21 protein-coding genes and 1 tRNA gene are annotated in these 25754 nt (G+C 33.5%); all 22 read right to left on the minus strand.

All coding sequences use genetic code 11. The features are described 5' to 3' along the window. Positions 1–38 precede the first annotated feature (38 nt). The 22 genes from IRZ83_RS17240 to IRZ83_RS17345 all read right to left on the minus strand — a co-directional run bounded on the left by IRZ83_RS17240 (position 39) and on the right by IRZ83_RS17345 (position 25407). Complete coding sequence (locus tag IRZ83_RS17240; RefSeq protein ID WP_194570477.1) at positions 39–488, minus strand: hypothetical protein; 450 nt, start codon at positions 486–488, stop codon at positions 39–41. A gap of 28 nt (positions 489–516) precedes the next feature. Continuing rightward, entirely contained in the window at positions 517–1314 is a 798-nt protein-coding gene (locus tag IRZ83_RS17245; protein ID WP_194570478.1) for a zinc-dependent peptidase, read from the minus strand. A gap of 85 nt (positions 1315–1399) precedes the next feature. Further along, positions 1400–2305, minus strand: coding sequence for a thiopeptide-type bacteriocin biosynthesis protein (locus IRZ83_RS17250; protein WP_194570479.1), 906 nt, complete (start codon positions 2303–2305; stop codon positions 1400–1402). Next, entirely contained in the window at positions 2262–4451 is a 2190-nt protein-coding gene (locus tag IRZ83_RS17255) for a lantibiotic dehydratase family protein (RefSeq protein WP_194570480.1), read from the minus strand. Before IRZ83_RS17255 ends, IRZ83_RS17250 begins: the two co-directional genes overlap by 44 nt. A gap of 5 nt (positions 4452–4456) precedes the next feature. Continuing rightward, positions 4457–6166, minus strand: a complete 1710-nt coding sequence (locus tag IRZ83_RS17260; protein ID WP_194570481.1) for a S8 family serine peptidase — start codon at positions 6164–6166, stop codon at positions 4457–4459. A 12-nt stretch (positions 6167–6178) separates the two neighbouring features. Then, complete coding sequence (locus IRZ83_RS17265; protein ID WP_194570482.1) at positions 6179–6358, minus strand: hypothetical protein; 180 nt, start codon at positions 6356–6358, stop codon at positions 6179–6181. Positions 6359–6492: 134 nt separating this feature from the next. Then, positions 6493–8187 (minus strand): helix-turn-helix domain-containing protein, encoded by a 1695-nt coding sequence (locus IRZ83_RS17270; protein ID WP_194570483.1) that lies wholly within the window; start codon positions 8185–8187, stop codon positions 6493–6495. 313 nt (positions 8188–8500) lie between these two features. After that, positions 8501–8574: transfer RNA gene (locus tag IRZ83_RS17275), tRNA-Arg, on the minus strand. A 76-nt stretch (positions 8575–8650) separates the two neighbouring features. Then, positions 8651–9100, minus strand: coding sequence for a GatB/YqeY domain-containing protein (locus IRZ83_RS17280; protein WP_194570484.1), 450 nt, complete (start codon positions 9098–9100; stop codon positions 8651–8653). A 203-nt stretch (positions 9101–9303) separates the two neighbouring features. After that, positions 9304–11292 carry a cell division protein FtsZ gene (gene ftsZ / locus IRZ83_RS17285; protein ID WP_194570485.1) on the minus strand — a complete coding sequence of 663 codons (1989 nt, stop codon included), beginning with the start codon at positions 11290–11292 and terminating at the stop codon, positions 9304–9306. Positions 11293–11377: 85 nt separating this feature from the next. After that, positions 11378–12787: a cell division protein FtsA gene (ftsA, locus tag IRZ83_RS17290; protein ID WP_194570486.1), complete on the minus strand. Its 1410-nt coding sequence runs from the start codon at positions 12785–12787 to the stop codon at positions 11378–11380. A 6-nt stretch (positions 12788–12793) separates the two neighbouring features. Next, positions 12794–13516, minus strand: a complete 723-nt coding sequence (locus IRZ83_RS17295) for a cell division protein FtsQ/DivIB (RefSeq protein ID WP_029273296.1) — start codon at positions 13514–13516, stop codon at positions 12794–12796. Beyond that, positions 13503–14852, minus strand: a complete 1350-nt coding sequence (murC, locus tag IRZ83_RS17300; protein ID WP_194570487.1) for a UDP-N-acetylmuramate--L-alanine ligase — start codon at positions 14850–14852, stop codon at positions 13503–13505. Before murC ends, IRZ83_RS17295 begins: the two co-directional genes overlap by 14 nt. Before the next feature lie 221 nt (positions 14853–15073). Further along, positions 15074–16159: an undecaprenyldiphospho-muramoylpentapeptide beta-N-acetylglucosaminyltransferase gene (murG, locus tag IRZ83_RS17305; RefSeq protein WP_029273294.1), complete on the minus strand. Its 1086-nt coding sequence runs from the start codon at positions 16157–16159 to the stop codon at positions 15074–15076. Between the two features lie 42 nt (positions 16160–16201). Further along, complete coding sequence (locus IRZ83_RS17310; protein ID WP_029273293.1) at positions 16202–17515, minus strand: FtsW/RodA/SpoVE family cell cycle protein; 1314 nt, start codon at positions 17513–17515, stop codon at positions 16202–16204. Between the two features lie 89 nt (positions 17516–17604). Then, entirely contained in the window at positions 17605–18936 is a 1332-nt protein-coding gene (gene murD / locus IRZ83_RS17315) for a UDP-N-acetylmuramoyl-L-alanine--D-glutamate ligase (RefSeq protein WP_029273292.1), read from the minus strand. Further along, positions 18937–20172: a phospho-N-acetylmuramoyl-pentapeptide-transferase gene (mraY, locus tag IRZ83_RS17320; protein WP_194570488.1), complete on the minus strand. Its 1236-nt coding sequence runs from the start codon at positions 20170–20172 to the stop codon at positions 18937–18939. A gap of 52 nt (positions 20173–20224) precedes the next feature. After that, a complete protein-coding gene (locus IRZ83_RS17325; RefSeq protein WP_029273290.1) occupies positions 20225–21688 on the minus strand; it encodes a UDP-N-acetylmuramoyl-L-alanyl-D-glutamate--2,6-diaminopimelate ligase in 1464 nt (487 codons plus the stop codon). Then, positions 21685–23694, minus strand: a complete 2010-nt coding sequence (locus IRZ83_RS17330) for a penicillin-binding protein (RefSeq protein WP_194570489.1) — start codon at positions 23692–23694, stop codon at positions 21685–21687. The genes IRZ83_RS17325 and IRZ83_RS17330 overlap by 4 nt, the downstream gene beginning before the upstream one ends. Continuing rightward, complete coding sequence (locus IRZ83_RS17335) at positions 23685–24032, minus strand: FtsL-like putative cell division protein (protein ID WP_029273288.1); 348 nt, start codon at positions 24030–24032, stop codon at positions 23685–23687. Before IRZ83_RS17335 ends, IRZ83_RS17330 begins: the two co-directional genes overlap by 10 nt. An 18-nt stretch (positions 24033–24050) precedes the next feature. Continuing rightward, positions 24051–24959, minus strand: coding sequence for a 16S rRNA (cytosine(1402)-N(4))-methyltransferase RsmH (gene rsmH / locus IRZ83_RS17340; RefSeq protein ID WP_194570490.1), 909 nt, complete (start codon positions 24957–24959; stop codon positions 24051–24053). After that, positions 24934–25407, minus strand: coding sequence for a division/cell wall cluster transcriptional repressor MraZ (locus IRZ83_RS17345; protein WP_029273286.1), 474 nt, complete (start codon positions 25405–25407; stop codon positions 24934–24936). Before IRZ83_RS17345 ends, rsmH begins: the two co-directional genes overlap by 26 nt. Between the last annotated feature and the right edge of the window lie 347 nt (positions 25408–25754).

Below are 25754 nucleotides of genomic sequence, written 5' to 3' on the forward strand. Positions count from 1 at the left end.
GACTGAGAGTAAAACGTATTCGGTTTCTTGAAAATGATTTATTTTTTGGATGATGCTACAGGTTCAAAAACAAAATCTGGGTTACTGTAATCGATAGGAACTTCCGGAACGTAGCACGGAAGATTGAAAATAGTACCTATTACGCCGGTGCCTAAAAAAAGCTTATTTTGTTTTCGAAGCAAAGCGATAGGCACACGCTTCATTCCGCCACCGTAACTATGATAATGAAAATCGCCGCGGAGCAAACTATCATTCAAAACACTGCCCCGAACGTCTCCAGAATCTTTGCCTGTTTTATAATATCGAATTTCATACTGGCCATGAAAACGCTCTTTATTGATCCAGATCGATAAAATTGCGGTGTCTTTATTGTGGATGGCCTGATAAATCTGACGGTCAGTATTCTTATCTTTAGAATTGCACGCAGATAAAAGCATAATGACAGATACAATAAAAAGAAATGTCGTTTTGAAGCCTTTTGTTATCATATTTCTAAACTTATTTTAGCATTGCAAATTAAATCATATTTTGATAATTTATCATGGTTTTTACGCGATCGAATAATTCTGGATATTCTTTTTTAAACACTTCTGGAGTTTCGAAAAAGTTTTCTAAAATCACGGCTAAAAATTCAAACTTATTGGTGTATGCGTATTCTCTAAAATATTCTTTTTGCTGCAATTGTGTTTTCAGCTTTTCATCGTCAAAATATTTTTCGATTTCGGTAAATTCATCAAAGAAAATAATCGCATTTGGGTCAGAACTTTTTCTGGAATTAAAATGAAGAACATGCGTAAATTCGTGTAATCCTAGATTGATGTTGTCTTTTGTCTGATGACCGCTTATAAAATCTTCCCAAGAAAAAACGATCGCTTTCAGTCTCGGATTGTATTCGCCTTTGTGATAATCCTTATTGATAACGGAGTAATAAGAGCTCGGATAAATAATAATGTTTTCAAATGATTCGAGAAGGTAGTTTCGCATTCCGAAAGTCAGCATGACGTAGGTTCCGGCAATAATCAGTTTCATTTCCTGGGTAACTTCAATATCTTTTCCGGAGAAATTATAATGCCTAATAAAGCTGTTTACGCGATGCTCGAAATAGCCTTGCTTTTTTTCTGAAAGGGTTTCATAAAACTGAAATTCTCTTCGTAGAATAGTTTGTTCTACTGGCTCTAAACGCTGTAAAATAGGATACCAAAACAAATACAATGGTTTATTAAACATCCATAAATAAGCGGGTTCGATTATTCTGAAAACAATAATCAGAACAATTGCAACCAATAAAGCTCCAAGAAAAAGAGGTAAAAACATAGATTGATTTCGTTTTAGAAATAGAGCATAAAATGGTCTCTACATGGCTAAAATAGAAATTAAAAAAGGTTTTAGCTAAAATAAATTAGTGTTGTTTGGTATAACTTAACGTTTTATAATACCTGTACAGATGATCGTAAATGACGAGTTCGTAGATGCGTTGCTTAGATGTATACTGGCGGTTGATCATCATGTGAACATGGCTTGCCAGAAAATCATTTAATGGAATTTCTATTTTAGTTCTAATTTCTAAAGCTGTTTTCTTGATTTTATCTGCTTTTTGATTGACAACCTCGTACATTTCTGAAAAATCATTTTGAATCGAACCTTCTAAAAACTGCTTTATTTGAGGAGCTAAAGATCTGTATTTTAGATCCAGCTGCTTTTTCTGAACTTTATCTACTTCAAACTCTTTTTTGTAAGCAACTTGCAATTCACTCATCAGCGAAAGCTTTTCTAAACTAGAAAGCTTAAAGGAATTTAAAAAAGAATCAACAGCCAGAAAGCTAAAAAAAAGTGGCATTTCTTTTTCTGAAAAAGAGTCTTTAATGCTTAAATATTGTAAAATCATTTTGCTGTCTTTCCAGAAAAGAAATTCAGATGCATACATTGTTTCTTTTCCGTATCGTTCTATTTCGCGCTGGTAGGTGTCGGTTTGTATTTTCCAAACCAGATTTTCAGTCATCAATTCTTTAAAAACCGACTGAAATGAATTTATAATTATGGCTAGATTATCAGTATCGTCTACCAAAAACCGAAGTCGGATGTGCTCCTTAGGGTCATGATATCGTATAAAAAACCATTTCTGGATTTTTTTCTTTTGTTCTAAATGCGCAATAATAGGTTCTAGTTTTTCTAATAAAATAGTATCGGCTGTTTTTACACCGGTATAAATTTTATAATACAGCCATTGGCTTCCTAAACTAAAATCTCTTTGCATGATGCTTTTATTCTTTGTAAAATGATAATATGAACTGATTGCAAAAGTCATTGGCTTCTTGATTTTGTACAACTGATTTTTTTGTAAATAGAAATTCTTCCAGCGTAATTTTTTCTCTGTTCTGAACTGATTTTAAAAACAATTCTACTCCAATTTTAGTTTCAAAATCAAATAAAAGCGTATTGTCACCATTTACCCAGTTTACATATTGCGGTATATTTCGATTCGATTTCCAAATTGAAAATGCTTCACTAAGCTGTTTGTCATTCATTTTAAAAAAATCTTTTATTTCTTCTCTTTTTACGATCCATTTGGCTTTTGATAAAATGATATCGCGATACAATACTCTCGGAAAAAAATCATAATGACTTTTTAAAACTCCCCAGTCAAAAGAATAAATAGGTTTTGTATGCTGCGATTGCAAGTCGCATAAAAAATGATAAATAGGCAATGACCCTTTTGAAAAATTATGTGCGTTTGAAAGGCACGGAATTACCACTTTATTATGCTTTTTTGAATGCAAAATTATCGTATCGTTTTCAACAGAAATCGATAAATCATTTAAATCTATAATGTTCGTTTCATCAACTCCAGATTTTGCCAAATAACTGATTTCGTGTTTTCGTAAAACCGGACGGCGCAATATGTTTCCGGTTCTTGATTCTGGAATATGAGCAATTTCAGCCATTATTTTATCAGAATAATATTCCTCTTCTTTCTGGATAATTTCTTTGGTCAAATTATGAATGTCTTGATTGCCGGTGCAAAATCTTCCTAATAATTTGGCTGCACTTACATCTCCAGAAGATTCTAGTACAATTTCATCCTCTCCAAAAACTTCAATCATTACCGAAAATGTTGCCGGAACATCTTTTAAATCAGCATTAAAATGGCTAAAATCTTTTTCAGATAATAAAATTACCTTCTCTTGTTTTAGCATACAGTTGACAAGTTTTTTCTGCAAAACAAAATCGTACGAGGTCCAAGTCTGGTTTTGAGTTTTTGTCTTTTTAGATTTAAGTGAAAGAAACTTAAGAATGTCATGACTGTCGTTCATCTCCTGATTTTGAAGATATCCAATCCCGATTTCCGTATCTAAAACAGTAGTCAACGGCATCGTTCTGGATTCGTATCTTTCAATAAAAGCTTTCTTGAAATTTTCTTGATTTTTAAACGTGTTTTTAGGCTGTATTCCGTTTAAGAAATAAAGCGCCTGAATTACTTTTTTAGAAACATTTGCGCTCAATGTATTTACAGAAGCGGATGTATTTAAATCCGTTTGAAAAAGGTATTTTTCATCAAATGGAATTCCAATTTTTCTGATTTCATTTTTGATTTCCTCGTATTTTTCTTCAGAAGGAATAAGGGTCTCATCTAAACCAGAAAGCTGCTTTTGAACATTTTCTAAAAACTGACATTCTTTTTCTAAGCCTGGAATTTTATGCAGAACAGTCAAAACTCTTTTCCAATCCTGATCTCCAGTAATAGAAGCATCTAATTCGCTTACTAAAAATTGAAAATCGATAAGTTTTAGAATAAATTGATAAGCCTCTATTTTTTCATTTTCGTTATCTGCAAGGAGCAAAACCATTTGGTTTATTGTCAAGCCGGATTTGGCTTTTAGAAGCAATTTCGCCAATACATCAGATTTTCGCAAGGCAGTAATGCTATGTTCTCTTTTGGTTTCCACATACTTGTACTCGACATACCGGTAGAAATCTCCAATTTTATAAATACTGTTATTAGGATAGTATTTTAAATGCGATTTTGCCTCTTTTTTATTGGCAATTTCCTGTAGTAAAGCCACCCAAAATTGCATATCAAATTGAGTGACGCGTTTATATTTGTCAGAACCCTCTAGAGTAATTTTTGTTTCCGCAGCTGTTCCCCCCAAAGAACAGCCAGCAAACAGTCCGAAAGGCGTACATCTAGAGGATGTTCTGGCAATATATTTTAAGAGCGTAATTTCTAGCTTCTTTTCTTTTTCATCTGATAAATCAGAATCGTTTTTAACCCATTTATCCAATTCTTTCTTCAAATCTGGAGAAGCCAAGTTAATGGCTTCTCTGATTAAAGAATTTTGATAAAGCTCCTTTGCTTTTTCAGCTGAATAATTTTCGATTAAATTCAGGTAAAAAGACATGGGCAACAACGGTGTTCTGACTACATATTCCGTAAAAGGCAAGATCTTAGACATCGCTGTCATTTTTTATTTTTACTTACTTTTTCAGCCAATATCATGGCATTGTATACATTTAAAACCTTACCCGATTTAGATAATTCTGAAAATGCAATCTTTTTATCTTTCGTTTCCGGAACAATCACTTCTAGATTATAAGCAGTTCCAGAATCTATTATTATTTTTTTTACTTCGCTCGCCGTCAAATTCGGATAATAAGACCAAATCAGCGCGGCGGTTCCTGAAACTACTGCTGCAGACATAGATGTTCCTGAATCGGCTTCGTAACCATTGCCTGCAGTGGTTGTATATAACTCTGCGCCCGGCGCAAATAAATCTACATTCTCTTTGCCATAATCTGAAAAGTCTGAAACAAAATATTCATTTAACTTATAAGTTGTCGACCCTACATTTATAAAATTATGACAAACTTCTGGCGTTCCATCAAAAGCTACATCACTTGGATATTCTTGATTTAGATCTACATCTAAAGAAAAATTTCCAGCACTGTGTACCACCAAAACATTGTGTTCTTCAGCATATTTAAGAGCGTCAAACATCCAATCTTTATGCAGTGAGAATTCTTTGCCCAATGACATATTTATCACTCTAGCACCATTATCTACCGCATACCGAATTGCCATCACGATATCTTTATCATTCTCCTCTCCAGACTGTGAAACGTTTAAGGGCATAATTTTTACATTTTGCAAAATTCCTTTTACACCAATGGTATTTTCACGATCTGCGCCTATAATCCCAGCCATTTTTGTACAATGATCTTGAACCGGCAGTTCACCTATTTTATAACTGCCTATATTATTATTGCCGTAACCCTTTTCCAGCATATTCGGATTATCGCCAATTTGCAATCTTTCATTATAATCAGCGTTTAAGCTTCTTAATACTATAGAATCCAGTTCCATTCGCTTATTCACAATATCCTCCAGAGTTATCTCATTAACCTCTAGATTTACCATCCTATAATCGATCAAAGCACCTAAATCAAGATCATTGCTATTTCGCCGCTGCTTATAGGTTTTGTCATTAATTTTATACTTTTTATACAAGCTGTCTAACTGTGCAAACGTATAATCTTCTTTAGGAAAAAAATGCTTTAAAGTATCTTTTACCAAAGGAAACACCTCAATACTATGAACTGCAGATCTGCGCCAATTTTTATAATATTTTTCCTTTTCCTCTAATCTTTTTGAGGCTCGCAGGTATTCTTTATAATTCGCCAGCTCTTTGATTCCAATTTCGCTTTCGGCTTTGCCCTTAAAAACTGGTCCCCATTCTTTTACTATTCTAACATATTCATAATGATTCCAGACCGCATAATCTCCTTTTTTAGTTCCGATAAAACTCCAGCCGTTAACATCATCTACATAACCATTTTGATCGTCGTCAATGTTATTATTTGGAATTTCTTTAGAATTGATCCAGAGTTTTCCCTTTAAATCTTCATGTTTTGTATCAATTGGTGTATCTATTATAGCAACAACAATTGTATTTTTTGCTTTCTTCTTATTTTGCTTGTACCATTTATCTAATGAAATTCCAGGAATTCCATCTGCAATATTGTCTTTTAAATACCAATTTTTTAATTCTAAAGGAGTAAGCTCTGTTTTAAGAGCAACTCCCTTAGAAGTAATAGTATTTAAATCTTTCTTAGCCTTACAGCCTACTAATAAAACCGCTGCTAAAAAAAACAAAAACCGTAATTTAATCATACGTTTTTTATACTATTCATTATCACCACCGCATTTTCTTGACGAACCTGCGGTATCTTTATTTGTATCTTCAGGAGTTTCTAAACCTTCTTCTGGAACTTCTGGTTGTAAAGTTTGGTTTTTCAGTTTCGCTACTTCCTTTTTGTCAATGTCAAATTTTTTGTTTTCTTTTTTAAGCTTTTCTGTTTTCATGTTTTTTGATTTAGGTGTTACAAATATAAAATGTTGAATGTATTGAAGGCCAAAATAAGTGCATAACTATGGCTTATGTTTATCGGAATTCAGGAATTTCGGCATTGAATTATTTTTAATTAATTGATTTTCAATTAGTTAATTTTAAACGAATCTTCTAACTGTTTAATAAAATAAGCAGGTTTTATACCGAGTTTTTTATAAAAAGCAGCCGAAAAAGACTCTGCACTATTAAAACCAAACTCTAAAGCTAGTGCTTGAATAGTATATTTTCTTAGTTTCGATTCTGCTTTTAAATTTTCGACAGCATTATCAATTCGCAAATCGTTTATGTATTGTATGAAAGTTTTGCATCTATAGGCATTTACAATTTTAGATAAATATTTGCTGTTGGTTTCAAATAGATTTGATAAGGATTGTATGGTAAGATCTGATTTTAAAAAGCCTTTTTCTCTTTCAAAACCATCTAATTTCCCTAAAATCTCCTGAATCAATTCTTCAGCAATACCAATATCTTCAGTTTTTAAAATAGCTGGTTTAATTGTTTTTGCCTTTTCGAAATTATGTTCTTCATTATTTCTAATTGCAGACCGCTGCATTATTCTTTCAAATCGGGTACGGTATTTTTTTTTAAGTTCAAATTGATAAAACCCAAATGTAGAAACAGTAAGTATTATTAATATCAAGGCTCCAATTCCCAAATAAGATTTTGCATTGTCTTTTTTTAATGATGTAATCAGGCTTTCTTTTTCAGATATCAGACGAGGAATATCATACTCCGTATGCACTATTTTGTTTAGGTTTCTATATTTTTTTTGCAGAATACTATCGATCACCATATATTTAGAAATATACTTCAGCTGATTTTCTTTATCTCCAATATTTTTGTAATGACTGATCAAATATGGGTAACCATCAATAAATTCTGTCGTGATCTCTTTTGTTTCAGCATAAATAGAATCTACCTTCAAGAAGTTTTTAACTGCGTTTTCCTTTTGCCCTAAACCGTCGTACGCTTTTCCCAAATAAAAATAAGATGCTAAAGTATTGCCTAAATCCTTATTTTCTATCATTTTAGGCAGCGCTTTATGAACACTGTCTAATGCTGCTTTATAATTTTTTTTTAAAACTTGATTTGCGCCTTCATTTAATATAAAAAGATAATGCATGTAGCCATCCTTTGTAATTTTTGATTCTTGAAAACCTAATTTATTATAATATGTTGTAGAATCTGTATTCTGTAGTGATTTATAACAGTCTGCAATTCCAAAAATTGTAATCTGAAAATCATTTGCATACTGCTTTCTATAATTTTTTGTTATATAATAATTATAACATTCCTTATAGATAGCTAATGCTTCTTTATACTCGCCCAAATCCTCAGATTTAGTAGTTCCTATATAATCTCTAACTACATAATAATAATCTATATTCGTTTGAAGTGCTATTTTTTCTGCGAGTTTGTAATTATTCATCGCTTCTTCCAACTTCAATTGTCTTTTAAGAAAATCAGCTTTTTCACAATAAGCAGCCGCTGGAAAAAACTTATCGCCAGTATTTTCAGAGTATTTGATAACGCTATCTAAATATTGAATGGCTTTATCTTTATCAGAAGCATAATATAATAATGCGATTTGGTAATTAGCCTTAGCTTTTCGAATACGACTGTTTTCCTGAATTGCCTTTGCCATGTAAGCATTCGTGTATAAAATCTGCTTTTTAGGATTATTTTCATTGTCAAAATACAAATCATGCAGCTCGTTATACGTAAGTTTAGTCAGGTCTTTGGTTTTATTTTGACCTAACACACTTAATGACAAAAAAAGCAAAAAGTATATTTTTAACAATTTGGAAGAAATCATACATAGTGGTTTCTCACAAAAATATAGTTTATCAATAAAATTCTGTTATTAAAGAAGAGAAAATTAAAGATATAAGAGAAAAATTGACTGTTTGTTGGTTGTTTTTATACGAAAAAACTGAGATTAAAAATTTTTATGACAATGCAGTTTAAGGTTGTTATTTGAATGAAATGAGATATGAAAAAGTTACTTAGAAGAATGGAATATTGGAACTATATTAGTTTTTGTTTTAATAAAAAGAGCCTGAGAACATAAATTCTCAGGCTTTTAAAATTTATAGTGACCGCGGAGGGGTTCGAACCCCCAACCCTCAGAGCCGAAATCTGATATTCTATCCAGTTGAACTACGCGGTCGTTTTTTTGATTGTAGATTTATGATTTTAGAATTCAGATTCAATCTAAAATCTGAACTCTAAAATCTAAAATATTTTTAAACCAATAATTTCTTTACAATAGCAGAAATAGTTTTTCCTTCAGCAGTTCCGCCTAATTGTGCAGATGCTAATCCCATAACTTTTCCCATTGAAGCAATTCCTGAAGCTCCAGTTTCAACAATAATTTTTGCTACTACCGCTTCTACTTCTTCTTCACTTAATTGAGCTGGCAAGAATTTTTCTATTACGGCAACTTGAGCCAATTCTGGTTCGGCTAAATCTGGACGGTTTTGTTCTGTAAAAATTCTAGCACTTTCTTTACGAGTTTTAACCAATCTCTGAAGTAATTTTACTTCATCATCTTCTGTTAATTCTTCTTTAGAACCCGAAGCTGTTGCAGCTAATAACATTTCAGATTTAATTGCTCTTAATGCTTCTAATGCTACTGTATCTTTTGCTCTCATGGCGGTTTTAATCTCGTCCATGATTAGTGTTTGTAAACTCATTTTTTAATTTTATTTGAATAAGCTGATGCTTATAAATTGATATTAGGATTGAAAAATTTTCTCGACTTGACTCGAACTGACCACAAGATTAACTTTAAAAGTCTATTAAAGAAGTCAAATTTTAAATTCTGTGCGAAGATAAAAAAAATAACCCGAAAATTAAATCCAATTTTCGGGCTATATTATTTATTATGCTTGTAAAATTAATCTACATTGTCATGCAAAAATGAATTGTTTGAACGCAATTGCAAATCGTTGTTACTGTCTGTTCCAACTGAGATTCTAGAATTAGTATTATTTGACTGTGAATTAGACAAATCGATACCTAATCTTTTGTAAGCTGGCTCTTTTTCAAGCTCGTCAATTCTAGAAACATTATTATGGAATTTATAATTAAACTCTTTTAGTTTCTTTCTTCTTTCTTCAGCTCTTAAGCGTAAAGTTTCTTCGATTGTCAATTCCATTGGAGAAACATTTGCAGTAGTCGAATAATCCGCTTCACTTGCAAAGTCAACTCTTGGTTTCATAGTGATATTTAATTCTGCAGGAACTACATCTTCTATTTTTTCAACTGGTTTTGAAGTCACTAATTCATTCTCAACTTCCATATACTCTTCTAAAGAATATTTGATAACTCCTTTATCAGAAAGTTCCGTTACCGGTACAAATTGTACTGGATCATTTACTTTGATATTACGAGTTTCATTTGTCAATTCGAATAAAATTTTATTGTCTTCAACAACTGGCTCTTTCTTCACTTCTGGCTCTGATCTAAAAAGAGGCAAATCAAATGAGAACGTTGTTTGCTCTTCTCTTTCAAAAGTTCTTTGAACAGGTTTAGCTTCTTGAAATGCTGGAACTTCTGGAGCTGAAATTGTAAAATCGATATCTGTAATTGGCGAAACGATTTCAAAAGTAACATCAAGATTTTTGATAAACTCAGACATTACAACCAATTCTTCCTGATTTATAGATGGAGCAACTGCAACTGGAGCAACAGGTGTTGGCACTACGGGAGCAACCGTATCAGCAAATGTCTCTTCCATTAAATCAAAAACAATTTTCTCTTCTGATTTCGCAGTAGGTGTTTCAGGATTTAAATCAAAAGACGCAAGCGATTTATTCGTCAAATTATGAACACTTCTTTGCTCATCTTCTAACGTATGAATTATTTTTTTAGGTTCAGTATTTACGATTTCATTTTGTTGTTCAACATCAAAACCAGTAGCAATGATAGTTACGGCAATAGCTTCACCAAGAGTTTCGTCTTCACCAACTCCCATGATAATATTAGCGTTGTAACCTGCTTCTGCCTGAATGTGATCGTTGATTTCTCCAATCTCATCCAAAGTAATTTCGTTTGATCCAGAAACGATAAGCAACAATACGTTTTTGGCTCCTGTAATTTTGTTATCGTTTAACAACGGAGAATCCAATGCTGAAATAATAGCATCTTTTGCTCTATTTTCGCCCGATGCAACAGAAGATCCCATGATCGCTGTTCCACTATTCGAAAGAACAGTTTTAGCGTCACGTAAATCGATATTTTGAGTATAGTGATGCGTAATTACTTCAGCAATACCTCTAGAGGCAGTTGCTAAAACTTCATCCGCTTTTGAGAATCCTGCTTTGAAACCAAGATTTCCGTATACTTCTCTTAATTTATTATTATTAATTACAATTAGCGAATCTACTTGCTTGCGCAATTTCTCAATTCCTAAAAGTGCCTGCTCTTGACGAACTTTCCCTTCAAACTGAAAAGGAATAGTCACAATACCAACAGTCAAGATTTCTCTTTCTTTTGCTAATTGTGCTATTACTGGAGCTGCACCAGTACCTGTTCCACCACCCATACCAGCGGTAATAAATACCATCTTAGTACCACGGTCTAACATTTTTTCGATATCAGCGATGCTCTCAATAGCAGACTGTTGTCCTACATCAGGATTTGCTCCTGCTCCAAGACCTTCTGTTAAATTAACTCCTAACTGAATTTTGTTAGGTACTGAACTATTTTGAAGTGCCTGTGAGTCAGTATTACAAACGATAAAATCTACGCCTTTAATACCTTGCTTAAACATATGGTTGATAGCATTACTACCACCTCCACCTACACCTATTACTTTTATTACATTTGATTGGTTTTTTGGTAAATCAAATGAAATACTTCCAAATTCTGAGTTGCTCATCATCTTTTTGGTTTTTGAAATTCTTATTTAATACATTTTTTACTTCCTGACTTGGGGCCAAAAAAGTAATCCTTTTCTCTTTATTACTTTATTCTGCGTTGTCTAAAAAATCTTTGATTTTATCGACATATCTATCAAAAAATGATCTCCTGATTTTTGTTTCTGTAGATTCTTCTTGAGCCATATTATTTCTAACATCTCTTGGCTCGTCAATAGTTTCTACTCTTTCAACGTAGTTTTCTTCTACTTCGTATCGCTGTTGCACAGGTGGTGGCACATTTCTGTAAACCACTTTCGGCTGTTCATTTACAACTTCCATTCTAATAGCACTTTGCGTACTATTTTCGATGCTGTTCATTACTAAACCAACTGCTGTTGCAAATAACGGACTAGAGATTTCTTCGCTAGAATTTCCTGCTAAATGTTCATTTGGATATCCAATTCTGGTATCCATACCTGTAATGTACTCTACTAATTGCTTAATATGTTTTAGTTGAGCACCTCCGCCAGTAAGAACAATTCCTGCAATTAATTTTTTGCGGGGATCTTCGTGACCGTAAGCTTTAATTTCTGCAAAAACCTGCTCTATAATTTCTACCACACGGGCGTGAATAATTTTAGATAAGTTTTTAAGCGAAATTTCTTTTGGCTCTCTGCCTCTCAAACCTGGAATAGAAACAATTTCGTTGTCCTTATTTTCTCCTGGCCAAGCTGATCCGAATTTTATTTTTAAAAGCTCTGCTTGTTTTTCGATAATCGAACAGCCTTCTTTGATATCATCTGTAATTACATTTCCTCCAAAAGGAATAACTGCTGTATGACGAATGATTCCATCTTTAAAAATGGCCAAATCAGTTGTTCCTCCACCAATATCAATTAGGGCTACACCTGCTTCTTTTTCTTCTTGACTTAAAACGGCATCTGCAGACGCTAAAGGTTCTAATGTCAATCCTGACAATTCGATTCCTGAACTCTGAATACATCTTCCAACATTTCTGATCGAAGAAGCCTGCCCCACCACTACGTGAAAACTAGACTCTAATCTTCCTCCGTACATTCCGATTGGCTCTTTAATTTCAGACTGCCCGTCAATTTTAAACTCTTGTGGCAAAACGTGAATAATTTCTTCTCCTGGCAACATGGCTAGTTTATTAACCTGGTCAATCAAAAGCTGAATATCTTTTTCGCCAATTACTTCTTCCGGATTGCTTCGGCTGATGTAATCTGTATGCTGTATACTTCTGATGTGCTGTCCTGCAATACCTACAACAACATCTTTAATTTTATAACCGGAATTATTTTCTGCTTCAAGGATCGCTTGTTGAATCGATTGAATTGTTTGCGTAATGTTGTTTACAACGCCTCTCGCCACACCCAAACTTTTGGATTTTCCAATACCCAAAATTTCCAGTTTACCATACTCGTTTTTCTTGCCTATCATGGCAACTATTTTGGTTGTTCCAATATCTAGACCTACTGCAATGTTATCTTTTTCCATTTTCTATTATTTTGTGCAAACTACTTGTTCCGTAAACCTAAGGTCAATTTTATTGTATTTGTATAACGAACTATCTAAAACTGCTTTTTGAAAAAAAGCTTTATAGTTATTAAATTTCTTATCAACATTCATCGTTCTGCCAAAATCAATGAAGTAATTATAATTTCTATTAAACATTTTTAGGCTGCCATTAGGCATAATTTGAATCGCAATGATGTTTTTTTTCAAAAACGCATCGTCGTAAATTGTGCGAAATAGAGCTGCTAAATCTTCGTTATTTTTTTCATTTATTGACCCCGAAACAAGAGGAACTCGAGCAGTAAAATTATCTGACAATGGCATTTTATTACCTTCATAGTCAATATAAAAAGAGCGATCACCATCATAAACTCTCGCTATTGGTGTCTTCTGTTTTACTCTCGCTTTTAGAACTCCATCAATACTTACAAAAACGTCTGACTTTTCAATCATGTCTTGCGTATCAAGGGATTTTTCTATCTTATTCAAATCTAACTCATCTTTTCGGATACTGGAAGCGTCTCTTTTATTTTCTATCAACAATTTATTAACCGTTTCGGGCTTCACAAAAAGCGTATTTTCTCCTACAAAAACAACCATAGATTTTTTTAATTTTCTATCTCCGTTTCGGTGTTGCGCAAACGAATACAAAAAAAGTACAAGCCCAAAAATGAGCACTAATCGAATATTTGTCCAGTTAAATATTTTCATTTAGCATTTTTTTGATTGATGGAACCATTTCGCCAACGTCACCAGCTCCTATTGTTACAATTATTGGCGCATCACTGGCTTTGATCGCCACTAATAAATCTTCTTTTGCAACAATTTTTTTGTTCGAATTTGTCATTTTTCCCAACAGCCATTCTGATGTGATCCCTTCCATCGGCAATTCTCGTGCTGGATAAATATCCATTAGCAATACTTCATCAAATTGAGATAAACTTTCTGCAAATCCATCAGCGAAATCTCTTGTCCTGCTAAATAAATGAGGCTGAAAAACCGCTAATACTTTTTTTCCTGGATACAATTCTCTAACTGCCTGATGTACTGCATTTATCTCCGTCGGATGATGTGCATAATCATCTATATAAACTAACTTATCTGATTTAATCTGATATGAAAAACGTCTTCTGATTCCGCTGAATGAAGCAATGGCTTTTGCAATAGACATGGTCGGGGTGCCGAAAGTTTTCGCCATCGCAATAGCCATTAATCCATTCATTAAATTGTGTTTGCCAGGCAATCCAAAATGCAAATCTTTCATAATTTCTGTTGGCGTCTGCACATCAAAAACATAACTTCCATTTTCAATTCGAACATTGAATGCCTTATATACAGCATCTTCATTTATAGCACATTGTACACCTTCCAGAGGCAATTCTTTTGTTATAAACAGATTATTTTTATCTTCTACTTTTGAGGCAAATTCTACAAAAGAAGCTTCAATTGCTTCACTTGTTCCGTAAATATCCAAATGATCGGCATCCATAGACGTGATACAGGCAATATTTGGATGCAAATGCAAAAACGAGCGATCAAATTCATCAGCTTCCACTACGGTTACCGTTTTTCCACTTCCAATTAAGTTAGAATTATAGTTTTCTACAATTCCGCCTACAAATGCAGTAACATCTGCACCGCTTTCATATAAAATATGACCTAAAATACTTGAGGTTGTTGTTTTTCCGTGCGTTCCTGCAACAGCAAAACTAAAAGTGTCTTTAGTGATAATCCCTAAAACTTCAGCACGTTTTTTAACCTGATATTCTCTTTCTAAAAAATAATTCCACTCAGAGTGTGTTTTAGGCACTGCAGGAGTTATAATTACTAACGTATTCTCTGAATAGTAATTAGACGGAATTAAACTTATATTATCTTCAAAATGAATATCTATACCGCTTTCAATCAATTCATTCGTTAGCATAGACGGCGTTTTATCGTAACCTGAAACCTGTTTCCCTATATTTTTAAAATAACGGGCCAGAGCACTCATTCCGATGCCTCCAATGCCAATAAAATAAACGTTTTGTATTTGATTTAAATTCATTTTATTTTTTGCTTTAAGCACTAAGTTTTAGATTATAAGCCTTTAACTTAATGACTTTTTATTTTTTAATTGTTTTTTAATCCTTTAACTTTTTCGCTTATTTATTTTGTAATAAACTAACAATTAAGCCTTTGTATTTGTACAGTTTTAACATATCAAAAATGCCTAAAATAGCATTCATCTATTTTCTTGATGTTGTATAATTTTCTTTAAAAGTTACATTATAACAACTTTTTAATCTCTTCTACAATAACTTTAGTCGCATTTGGCATTGCCAGTTTTTTAATGTTAGCACTAAGCTGTTTTTGCTTTCCATCATCTTTCAGCAAAGCTTCGAAAACGATACTAAACTGACTCTCCAATTCTGATTCTTTTAATAAAATAGCACCTTTTGCATCTACAATCGCCTGCGCATTTTTTGTCTGGTGATCTTCAGCTACATTTGGCGACGGAATAAAAATTACTGGTTTTCCAACAATACACAATTCCGAAACCGATGAGGCACCAGCACGTGATATAATTACATCTGCAGCTGCGTAAACAAAATCCATTCTTTCAATAAAATCAACCACTCTGACGTTTTGCTGAGCATGTTTTTTATAATCCTCAAAATATAATTTCCCACATTGCCAGATTATCTGAACGTCCTGCGAAAGAAAATTATGCAATTCTTTTTCTATTAATTGATTGATTCTTCTAGCACCTAAACTGCCTCCTAAAACCAATAATGTTTTTTTATTCGGATCTAATCCGTAAAAAGCAATTGCTTCATCGCGTTTGCTGTCAATATCAATTAAATCCTGGCGAACCGGATTTCCGGTAACCACTATTTTTTCTTTAGGAAAAAATCGCTCTAAATTGCCATAAGCCACACAAATTGCATTTGCTTTTTTGCTCAGTAACTTATTCGTAATTCCAGGAAACGAATTCTGTTCTTGAATTACAGTTGGAATTCCAAATAATCCCGCTGCCTGCAATAAAGGTCCGCTGGCAAAGCCACCAGTTCCGATAACTACATTTGGCTTAAATTGTCTTATGATTCTTCTTGATTCAAGCAAACTTGTTGCCAATTTTAAAGGAAACATCAAATTTTGCAATGTTAACTTACGCTGCAGACCTGCAATCCAAAGTCCTTTTATTTCGTAACCTGCCTGAGGCACTTTTTGCATTTCCATTTTATCTTGGGCGCCTACAAAAAGAAAATCAGCATCAGGAAATTGTAACTTTAATTCATTAGCAATGGCAATCGCAGGATAAATATGCCCTCCTGTTCCGCCACCGCTTAGTATGAATTTATAATTTGTCATATTTTTAAAAGTTATAGCGTTTTTAAAAACTGCTCTTTTATTTTATTTATTTAATACTGCATTCATCGGATTTCTAGAATTATCCTCGATTGAATACATCATTCCTTCTTCTTCATATATTTCATTAGCAGGTAAATCTTCTTCTGCTAATTCTTTATCAATTAATCTTTGAAGTGCTTCTTTTCGCCTTTCTTTTTCTTCTCTTTCTTCAGCAACTTCTTCTTCTTTTTTGGTTACACTTATGATAATTCCGAGAGAGAAACAAGTCATCCAGATCGAACTACCTCCACTACTTATCAGCGGCAGTGTTTGTCCTGTTACCGGCAATAATTCGACTGCTACCGCCATATTGATCATCGCCTGAAATATCATCGGAAACCCGAGCCCGACGACGACTAATTTTCCAAATAGCGTATTTGCTTTATGCGATGCGATTACAAACCGGAAAAGCAATAACAAATACAAAAGCAATATCGAAACTCCTCCAACTAAACCGTATTCTTCAACTATAATTGCATAAATAAAATCAGAGGAAGATTGTGGCAAAAAGTTTTTCTGAACACTTTTTCCTGGTCCTAAACCCCCTAATCTTCCAGATGCAATTGCAATTTTTGCTTTTTCAATTTGATAATCATCTTCATCAGGTTTATCTGTGGTGAAATTTTCTATACGGCTTCCCCATGTTCCTACCCTGCTAAAGAATCTCGAATCTGGAAAAGCTTTGGCAACTAATAAAAAGAATGCCAGCATTGCGATTCCTGAACCAATAATAAAACCAATATATTTTAATGGATATTTACCAATAAATGTCAGCATAATTACCATTGAAAAAATCAACGCTGTTGTTGAAAAGTTCGCTGGTAAAATAAGCGCTAGTGTGATAAAAACCGGAAGCCAAAGCTGAATTAATGAAGCTTGAAAAGGTTCATTTTCTTCTTTGGTTTTAGACAAATAACGCGCCACAAATATGAACAAAACAATAGAAGCCAAAGTCGAAGTCTGAAATGTGATTCCGATAAACGGCACCTGAATCCAGCGACTCGCATTTGCTCCTGCAATTACAGTTCCCTTCAGCAATGTATAAAGCAATAAAAACCAAACAATAGGCAATGCAATTTTTGAAATTGCTCTAAAATAATGATATGGAACTTTGTGTACCCAATAAATAATCAAGAAACCAATGCAAATGTGAGCCAAGTGTTTTACTAAATAACCCAAAGTGTTTCCGGTTCCGTGACCAATGTATGCCAAATTACTACTTGCGCTAAAAACAGGCATAAACGAAAACAGCGCTAATAAAGCCACGAATGACCATATTACTCTATCTCCTTTTAGTTTATTTACTAGCTCTTTCATAATCTTTAGTTTCAGGTTTTATTTTTTTGTTTCAAGTTTCAGGTTTCAAGTTCCTCCTAACGTGAAACTTGAAACTTTAAACTTTTCTTCTACAAGTTATGAACCGCTTGCTTGAATTGTTTTCCACGATCTTCGTAGTTTTCAAATAAGTCAAAACTTGCGCAAGCTGGAGATAATAAAACGGCATCTCCTTTTTCTGTTAATCTTTGTGCTGTTTTTACAGCATCGCTCATATTGTTTACCTCAACCATTATGTCAACTACATTGCCAAAAGCTTCAATAATTTTATGATTGTCTATTCCTAAACAGATAATTGCTTTTACTTTTTCTCGAACTAATGACATCAATTCGTTGTAATCATTTCCTTTATCAACTCCTCCAACAATCCAAACTGTAGGCACATTCATACTGTCTAAAGCAAAGAATGTAGCGTTTACATTTGTTGCTTTTGAATCGTTGATGTACTGTACATTCTGAATTTTTAAAACTTTTTCTAAACGGTGTTCAACACCTTGAAAATTTGATAAACTTTCGCGTATTGTTGCATTTCTAATTTGCATCAATTTTGCTACAGAGCTTGCTGCCATTGCGTTTTTCATATTATGTTTTCCTTCTAACGCAATGTATTCTGTTTCCATTGTAAACTCTTCTTGGTTGATCTTTATTTCCATTTTGTTGTTATTTATAGAAGCCCCTTCATCGAATTTTTTAGACAATGAAAAAGGAATTAATTTTGCTTTTGTTGTGTTGTTCTTTAACCATTCTGCAATCGTCTCATCATCTGCATCGTAAATAAGATAATCGCTTTCAGTCTGATTCATTGTAATTCGAAACTTTGCTTCGATATACTTTTGATATTTATACTCATATCGGTCTAAATGATCTGGACTAATATTCGTAATAATGGCAATATCTGGCCTGTACTCTATAATTCCGTCTAGCTGAAAACTGCTTAATTCAAGAACGTATGCATCATATTTATTTTCGGCTACCTGCCAGGCAAAGCTTTTTCCTATGTTTCCTCCCAGTCCTACATTCAACCCTGCCGATTTCAGTAAATGATAGGTCAGCATTGTTGTTGTTGTTTTACCGTTGCTTCCAGTAATTCCAACTGTCATTGCTTCTGTAAAAGGCGCTGCAAACTCTATTTCAGAAATTACTTTTACACCAGTGTCAATTAACTTTTTTACTATGGGAGATTTATCTGGAATTCCGGGACTTTTCATTACCACGTCGGCATTTAAAATCAGGTCTTCTGTATGCTGTTCTTCTTCCCAAGCAATTTTATTAATGATAAGAACTTCTTTATAGCTTTCTTTTATTTTACCAAAATCAGATACAAAAACATCGTATCCTTGTTTCTTTCCTAAAATTGCGGTACCAACGCCGCTTTCTCCTCCTCCTAATACTACTAGCCTCATCTATCTTAATTTTAATGTAACAATTGATAATATGGCTAACATGATTGCAACAATCCAAAATCTGGTTACAATTTTACTTTCGTGATATCCTTTCTTTTGATAATGATGATGAAGTGGTGACATCAAGAAAATTCTTCTTCCTTCTCCAAAACGTCTTTTTGTATATTTAAAATAAGCTACCTGTATAATTACCGAAGCACTTTCTGCCAAGAAAATTCCGCAGAACAAAACGATCAGTATTTCTTTACGAACTGCAATTGCCAAAACTGCTATAATTCCACCGATAGTCAAACTTCCTGTATCTCCCATAAAAACCGATGCGGGATAGGAATTGTACCAAAGAAATCCGATTAGCGCTCCAACAAAAGCAGATATAAAAACAGTCATTTCGCCCGAATTGGGTATGTACATGATGTTTAGATAATTTGAGAAAATGATATTCCCTGAAACAAACGTAAATATTCCGAGCGCGAGCACCGATATTGCCGAGGTTCCTGCAGCGAGTCCGTCAATTCCATCGGTCAAATTAGCTCCGTTAGAAACTGCTGTGATGATAAAAATAACAACCGGAATAAAAATTAACCAAGCCCATTTTTCGTATCCATCACCTAAAAAAGATAAAATTTCAGCATAATCAAATTCGTTGTTTTTAACAAAAGGAATTGTGGTTGCTGTAGATTTCTCTTCAACTGGTGCCGGCAAAACTACTGTTGTCGTAGCTGTTGCTGTTTTAAAAACATCGGTTCTTCCAGTATCGGTTCTTACCGTAACTGCAGGATTAAAATAAAGAACGGCTCCTACTATAATCCCTAGACCAACTTGACCAATAACTTTAAAAATTCCTTTAAGTCCTGCTTTATCTTTTTTGAATATTTTAATATAATCATCAACAAAACCAATTGTTCCCATCCAAAGTGTAGTAACAATAAGCAATACGATATAAATATTATGCAGACGAGCAAATAACAAAACAGGCAAAAGCGTAGCAAAAATGATAATAAGTCCTCCCATTGTTGGAGTTCCTGCTTTTTCATTTTGACCTGCCAAACCTAACTCACGAACTGTTTCGCCAACTTGCTGCTTACGCAAAAAATTAATAATACGTTTTCCGTAAATCGTTGACAAAAGCAATGAAAGCATGAAAGCTAATGCCGATCTAAAAGTGATATACTGAAAAACTCCAGTTCCCGGTATATCTAATGTTTTGTCTAAATATTCAAATAAATAGTATAGCATATATCTTGGTTTATTTGTGTTAGTTTGTTCCTTACAGAAGCCCGATTAACGATTATTTGTTTAATTGAATTAAAATTTCTTTCACAGTTTCCATATCATCAAAATGATGACGAACTCCATTTATTTCCTGATACGTTTCATGTCCTTTACCAGCAATTAAAATAATATCATTTGGCTGCGCCAATTGACAAGCTGTTTTTATAGCTTGCTTTCTGTCTGTAATTCTTAATATTTTTTTATAATTATGAGCTTCTACTCCTTTCTCCATTTCATCTAAAATCACTTCCGGATCTTCATTTCTAGGATTGTCTGACGTTAAGATTGCTTTATCACTAAGATCTGAAGCAATTTTCGCCATAATTGGTCTTTTCGTTTTATCTCTATTTCCGCCACAACCTACGACTGAAATCAATTGTTCGTTTTTAGTACGGATATCGTCTATCGTTTTTAAAACATTATCTAAAGCGTCCGGCGTATGTGCATAATCAACGATTGCTGTAATATTTCCTTCTGAAACAATATATTGAAAACGACCCGAAACACTCTCTAAATCAGACAACAAGCGCAACGCTTCAAGACTATCCATTCCTAGCTCTATAGCCGTTCCGTAAATCGCTAAAACATTATAAGCATTAAAAGTTCCAATAAGTTTTACCCAAACTTCATTGTCATTTACTTTTAATAATAATCCTGATAATTGGCTCTCTAAAATCGTTGCTTTAAAATCAGCATATGATTTTAGAGCATATGTAAACTTTCGTGCAACCGTATTTTGAAGCATTACAGTCCCATTTTTATCATCGATGTTTGATAAAGCAAAAGCTGTTTTTGGCAATGAATCAAAAAACGATTTTTTTACATCCCTATATTCTGCAAAAGTTGGATGATAATCTAGATGATCGTGCGAAAGATTTGTAAAAATGCCGCCCACAAAATGCAAAGCTTCAGTCCTTTTTTGATGAATTCCGTGTGAACTCACTTCCATAAAACAATGTGTTACGCCAGCTTCAATCATTTCATTTAAATAATGATTTATTGTAATCGAATCTGGTGTGGTATGTGTGGCTTTATATTCTGTTTCATCAACCATTATTTTTACAGTTGATAATAAACCGACTTTAAATCCTGCTTTTTGAAACAATTGAAATAATAATGACGCTATTGTTGTTTTTCCGTTTGTCCCAGTAACACCAACAAGCTTTAATTTTTCAGATGGATTTCCGAAATAATTAGCAGCCATAAAAGCAAGAGCTGTATTTGTATCTTTTACTTTTATATAGGTAATTCCTTTTTCAATATTTTCTGGAAGCGTATCACAGATTATTGCAATTGCACCAAGCTGAATTGCTTTTTCGATATAATCATGTCCATCAGAAAGGGATCCGCGGATGGCTACAAAAACATCATTTGTCTCAATTTTTCTTGAATCAAAATCAATTTTATGTATATCGATTTCTGTCGAACCTGTTACAGATTCAATAGCTACTTTATATAATATGTCTTTCAGTATTTTCACGATAATTCTAATACTATAGTTGTGTTTTTACTAATACTTTGTCCAGCTTGCAAAGACTGTTTTTTTACTTTTCCCACTCCATTGACCTTTACTTTTAAACCTAAGTTTTCTAGTAGTGCAATAGCATCCATTCCTGGCATTCCCTTTAAATCCGGAACCTGATTTGATTTTTTATTGGCTTCAACAGCATAATATTTATCATAACTAGAATCTTGTTTTGGAACTCGAGAATCTAATTTTTTAATTTTATTTGTTGAAGGCGCGTCTGTAAAAATCTTTTGAGCAATTCTTTTAAAAACCGGTCCTGCAACGTCTGCTCCATAATAATTATTATTAGCTGTATTTGGCTTATGAACCACTACAATACAAGAATATTTAGGGTGATCAGCTGGAAAATATCCTGCAAAAGAAGAAGCATAATACATTCCTTCTCTTCCAGCTTTACCATAATTCACCATAGCTGTTCCTGTTTTTCCTGCCATCGAAAAATCTTTAGAATATAACTTAGAACCTGTTCCTTTTTTTACCACATTTTGCAAAACCGCTTTTACTTTTTTTAATGTCTCAGGAGAACAAATCCTCGGATTAATTACTTCTGTATCGAATTTTTTAATCGTTTTATTCCATTCTTTAATTTCTGAAACAAACTGTGGTTTTACCATTACACCATTATTTGCAACTGCATTATATAAGGTTAAAGTCTGCATTGGCGTAACCGAAACATTATATCCAAAAGCCATCCATGGAAGCGTAGTTCCTGACCAATGTTTGTCTCCAGGCTGTGGAATATATGGCTTACCTTCTCCTTTAAAATGCAATCCTAATGTCTTATTTAATCCGTACGCATTAATATGATTTACAAACTTAGAGGGGTTACTTTTGTAATTTTCGTAAACTGCCTGAACCATTACCGTATTTGATGAAAGCTCAAATCCGCGTGCTAATGAAACTTTTCCATAACCGCCTTTATGCGAATCACGAACAGCTCTTCCGTAATATCTAATTTCTCCGCCATGACTATCATAAACCGTACTTGTATCTGCTACTTTATCATCTAAGATTGCCATTAAATCGACCAATTTAAAAGTCGATCCTGGCTCGTGAGATTCAGCAATTGCGTAATTTGTTGTTTCATAATACGACCCGTCTTCTGCTCTTCCTAAATTCGAAATCGCTTTTACATGCCCTGTTTCTGTTTCCATTACTACCACACAACCATGATCTGCTCCATAATCTTCTAATTGTTTCAATAAAGCATGATGTGCTATATCTTGAATAAAAACATCGATTGTCGAAATAACATCATAGCCATCTTGAGGATCAACTTCGTTGACGTCACGAATTGGCTTCCATTGTCCTTTTGCTATTTTTTGCTTTAAAATCTTACCGTCTTTTCCGTTTAAATAACTTTTAAAAGCCCACTCGATTCCTTTTCCTACTTCTACTCCTGTTGCAGGATCAATTCGATCGTAACCGATTGTTCTTTCAGCAATTTTTCCTATCGGGTGTTTTCTAACGGTTTCTTGTTCAATTATAATCCCGCCTTTAAAAGCACCTAAATTGAATAATGGAAAACCTTTAATTTTTACATATTCTGTATAGCTCAAATTACGGGCAATTAAATAATAGCGGTTTTTATTGGCTCTTGCTTTTCTTAATTCCTGCTCATAATAACCTCCTGGTCTATCTAAAACAGTTGCCAATGAATCTGATAATGCTTTTACGAATTTCTCGAAAGTTTCTGTTTTTGGCGCTTTTGCATCAAATCTAATTTCATAATTGGGAATTGATGTTGCCAGTAAACTTCCATCAGCCGAATAAATATTTCCTTTATTTGCCGGAATCACAAAATTTCTAACTGTACGCTGTTTGGCGAGTTTTCTATAATAATCTCCTTCAACCCATTGAATATTGGTTAATTTAACAACAATAGCAATTGCCATCACGAAGATGAAAACTGCTACGAGGTAAATTCTGTAGGATATATGTTTATCGTCTACTGCCATATTCTTTTAAAGAAACTTTTTTCTTCTTCTTTTTTAACTTCTATTTTTACTGGAGGAACTGTCGATGGAAAAATCTGTTTTTCTAACATTTTATCCGATATCGTTGATTCCATTTTTAACTTCATTAGTTCTGAACGTCGGTCTACAAATTCAGATCGCAATTCTTTTACTTCATTGTTCAGTTTTGCAATTTCAAAAACCTTTTGTTCGTATCGCTGTGTATTGGCAATCATTATTATGGCAAGCAAAATGATAAAAACAATGAATCGCCAATTTTTTACAGCGTCATCATTTATAAGAAACCTTGCTTTTAATATGCCAAATACTCCACCTTTCATTTTTTTATACCTTATATATTATATCTTCTCTGCAATTCTCAATTTTGCACTTCTTGCTCGATTGTTGATTTTGATCTCTGCATCATCAGGAACAATCAATTTTCCGATTGTTTTAAAAGGAACTGAAAAATTTCCGAAGAAATCACGTTCTGGTTCTCCTTCAAACATTCCATTCTTAATAAATCTTTTTACCAATCTGTCTTCTAAAGAATGATATGAGATTACAGAAAATCTTCCACCCGGATTTAGAATTTCTAACGATTGCTCAATAAATTCCTTCAAAACATCCATTTCTTGATTTACCTCGATTCGAATCGCCTGATAAATTTGAGCCAATATTTTATTTCGAACTCTTTCAGGTAAATATTTTGCTAAAACTACTTTCAATTCATCTGTAGTTTTAATTGGCTGATATTCTCTAGCCTCTAGAATTGTTCTTGCAAGAACTGGCGCATTTTTCAACTCTCCATAATCAAAAAAAACACGACGTAAATCCTGTTCTTCATATTCGTTAACCACTCGATAAGCATTCAAATCATTTTTCTGACTCATCCGCATATCCAGTTCGGCATCGAATCTGGTAGAGAAACCTCTTTCCGGAACATCAAACTGATGTGATGAAACTCCCAAATCAGCTAAAATTCCGTCAACACTTTTTACACCATGAAAACGCAAGAACCTTTTTATAAATCTGAAATTCTCATTTATCAAAGTAAACCTTTCATCTGGCAATGCATTTGCAAGTGCATCTTCGTCTTGATCAAAAGCAAATAATTTTCCGTTTGGCCCTAATCTTCTCAAAATTTCTTTTGAATGCCCACCGCCTCCAAACGTCACGTCTACATATATTCCATCAGGCTTAATATTTAAACCATCAACTGTAGGATGAAGCAAAACCGGATTATGATATTCCATTGTCGTCGTCATTAATATTTCCCATTACTTCTTCGGCTAAATCTGCAAAATCCATATCTTCGCCGCTTATTGATTTTTCATATAAATCTTTATCCCAAATTTCCACAATATTAACCGCAGATGAGAAAACAACATCTTTAGAAATACTTGAAAAGGCTACCAAATCTTTTGGGACCAACAACCTTCCTAATGCATCAATCTCTACCACTTTAACACCAGCAGTAAATCTTCTGATGAAATCATTGTTCTTTTTCACAAAACGATTAAGCTTGTTGATTTTTTGCATCATCAAGTCCCACTCTTCCATCGGATATAATTCTAAACACGGCTGAAAAACAGAGCGCTTCAAAACGAATCCGTTTTGAAGAGAAGAAGCCAATTGCTTTTTTAAAGGTGCAGGCATCATTAGCCTTCCTTTAGCATCGACTTTACACTCATATGTTCCGACAATTGTGTTCAAGAAAAATCAATTAATATGTTATAGGACAAAAATATAAAAAAAAATACCACATTTTACCACAAAATACCACTTTGTTAATAAGTTTAACCACTTTTCTACCACTACGCTTAATTTATGGACAATCAATACCTTAGCTAATCATTAGTGAATTCCCAATAACAGTAATCATTCAAAAAAAATACGCACTGATTTTCTTAAAAAAGTAACTATTATGTCAGTTTCTTAACATTTAGGAAAACTACCAAAAACACGCCTAAAATCTGATTGTTAGACACTTATATATTCTACTGAAATTATCTAGTTAAAAAATGGCAGCAAAAATTCATTTTTATTTATTAAACCCTATA

Source organism: Flavobacterium sp. JLP (genome assembly GCF_015350755.1).
Classification (GTDB): Bacteria; Bacteroidota; Bacteroidia; order Flavobacteriales; family Flavobacteriaceae; genus Flavobacterium.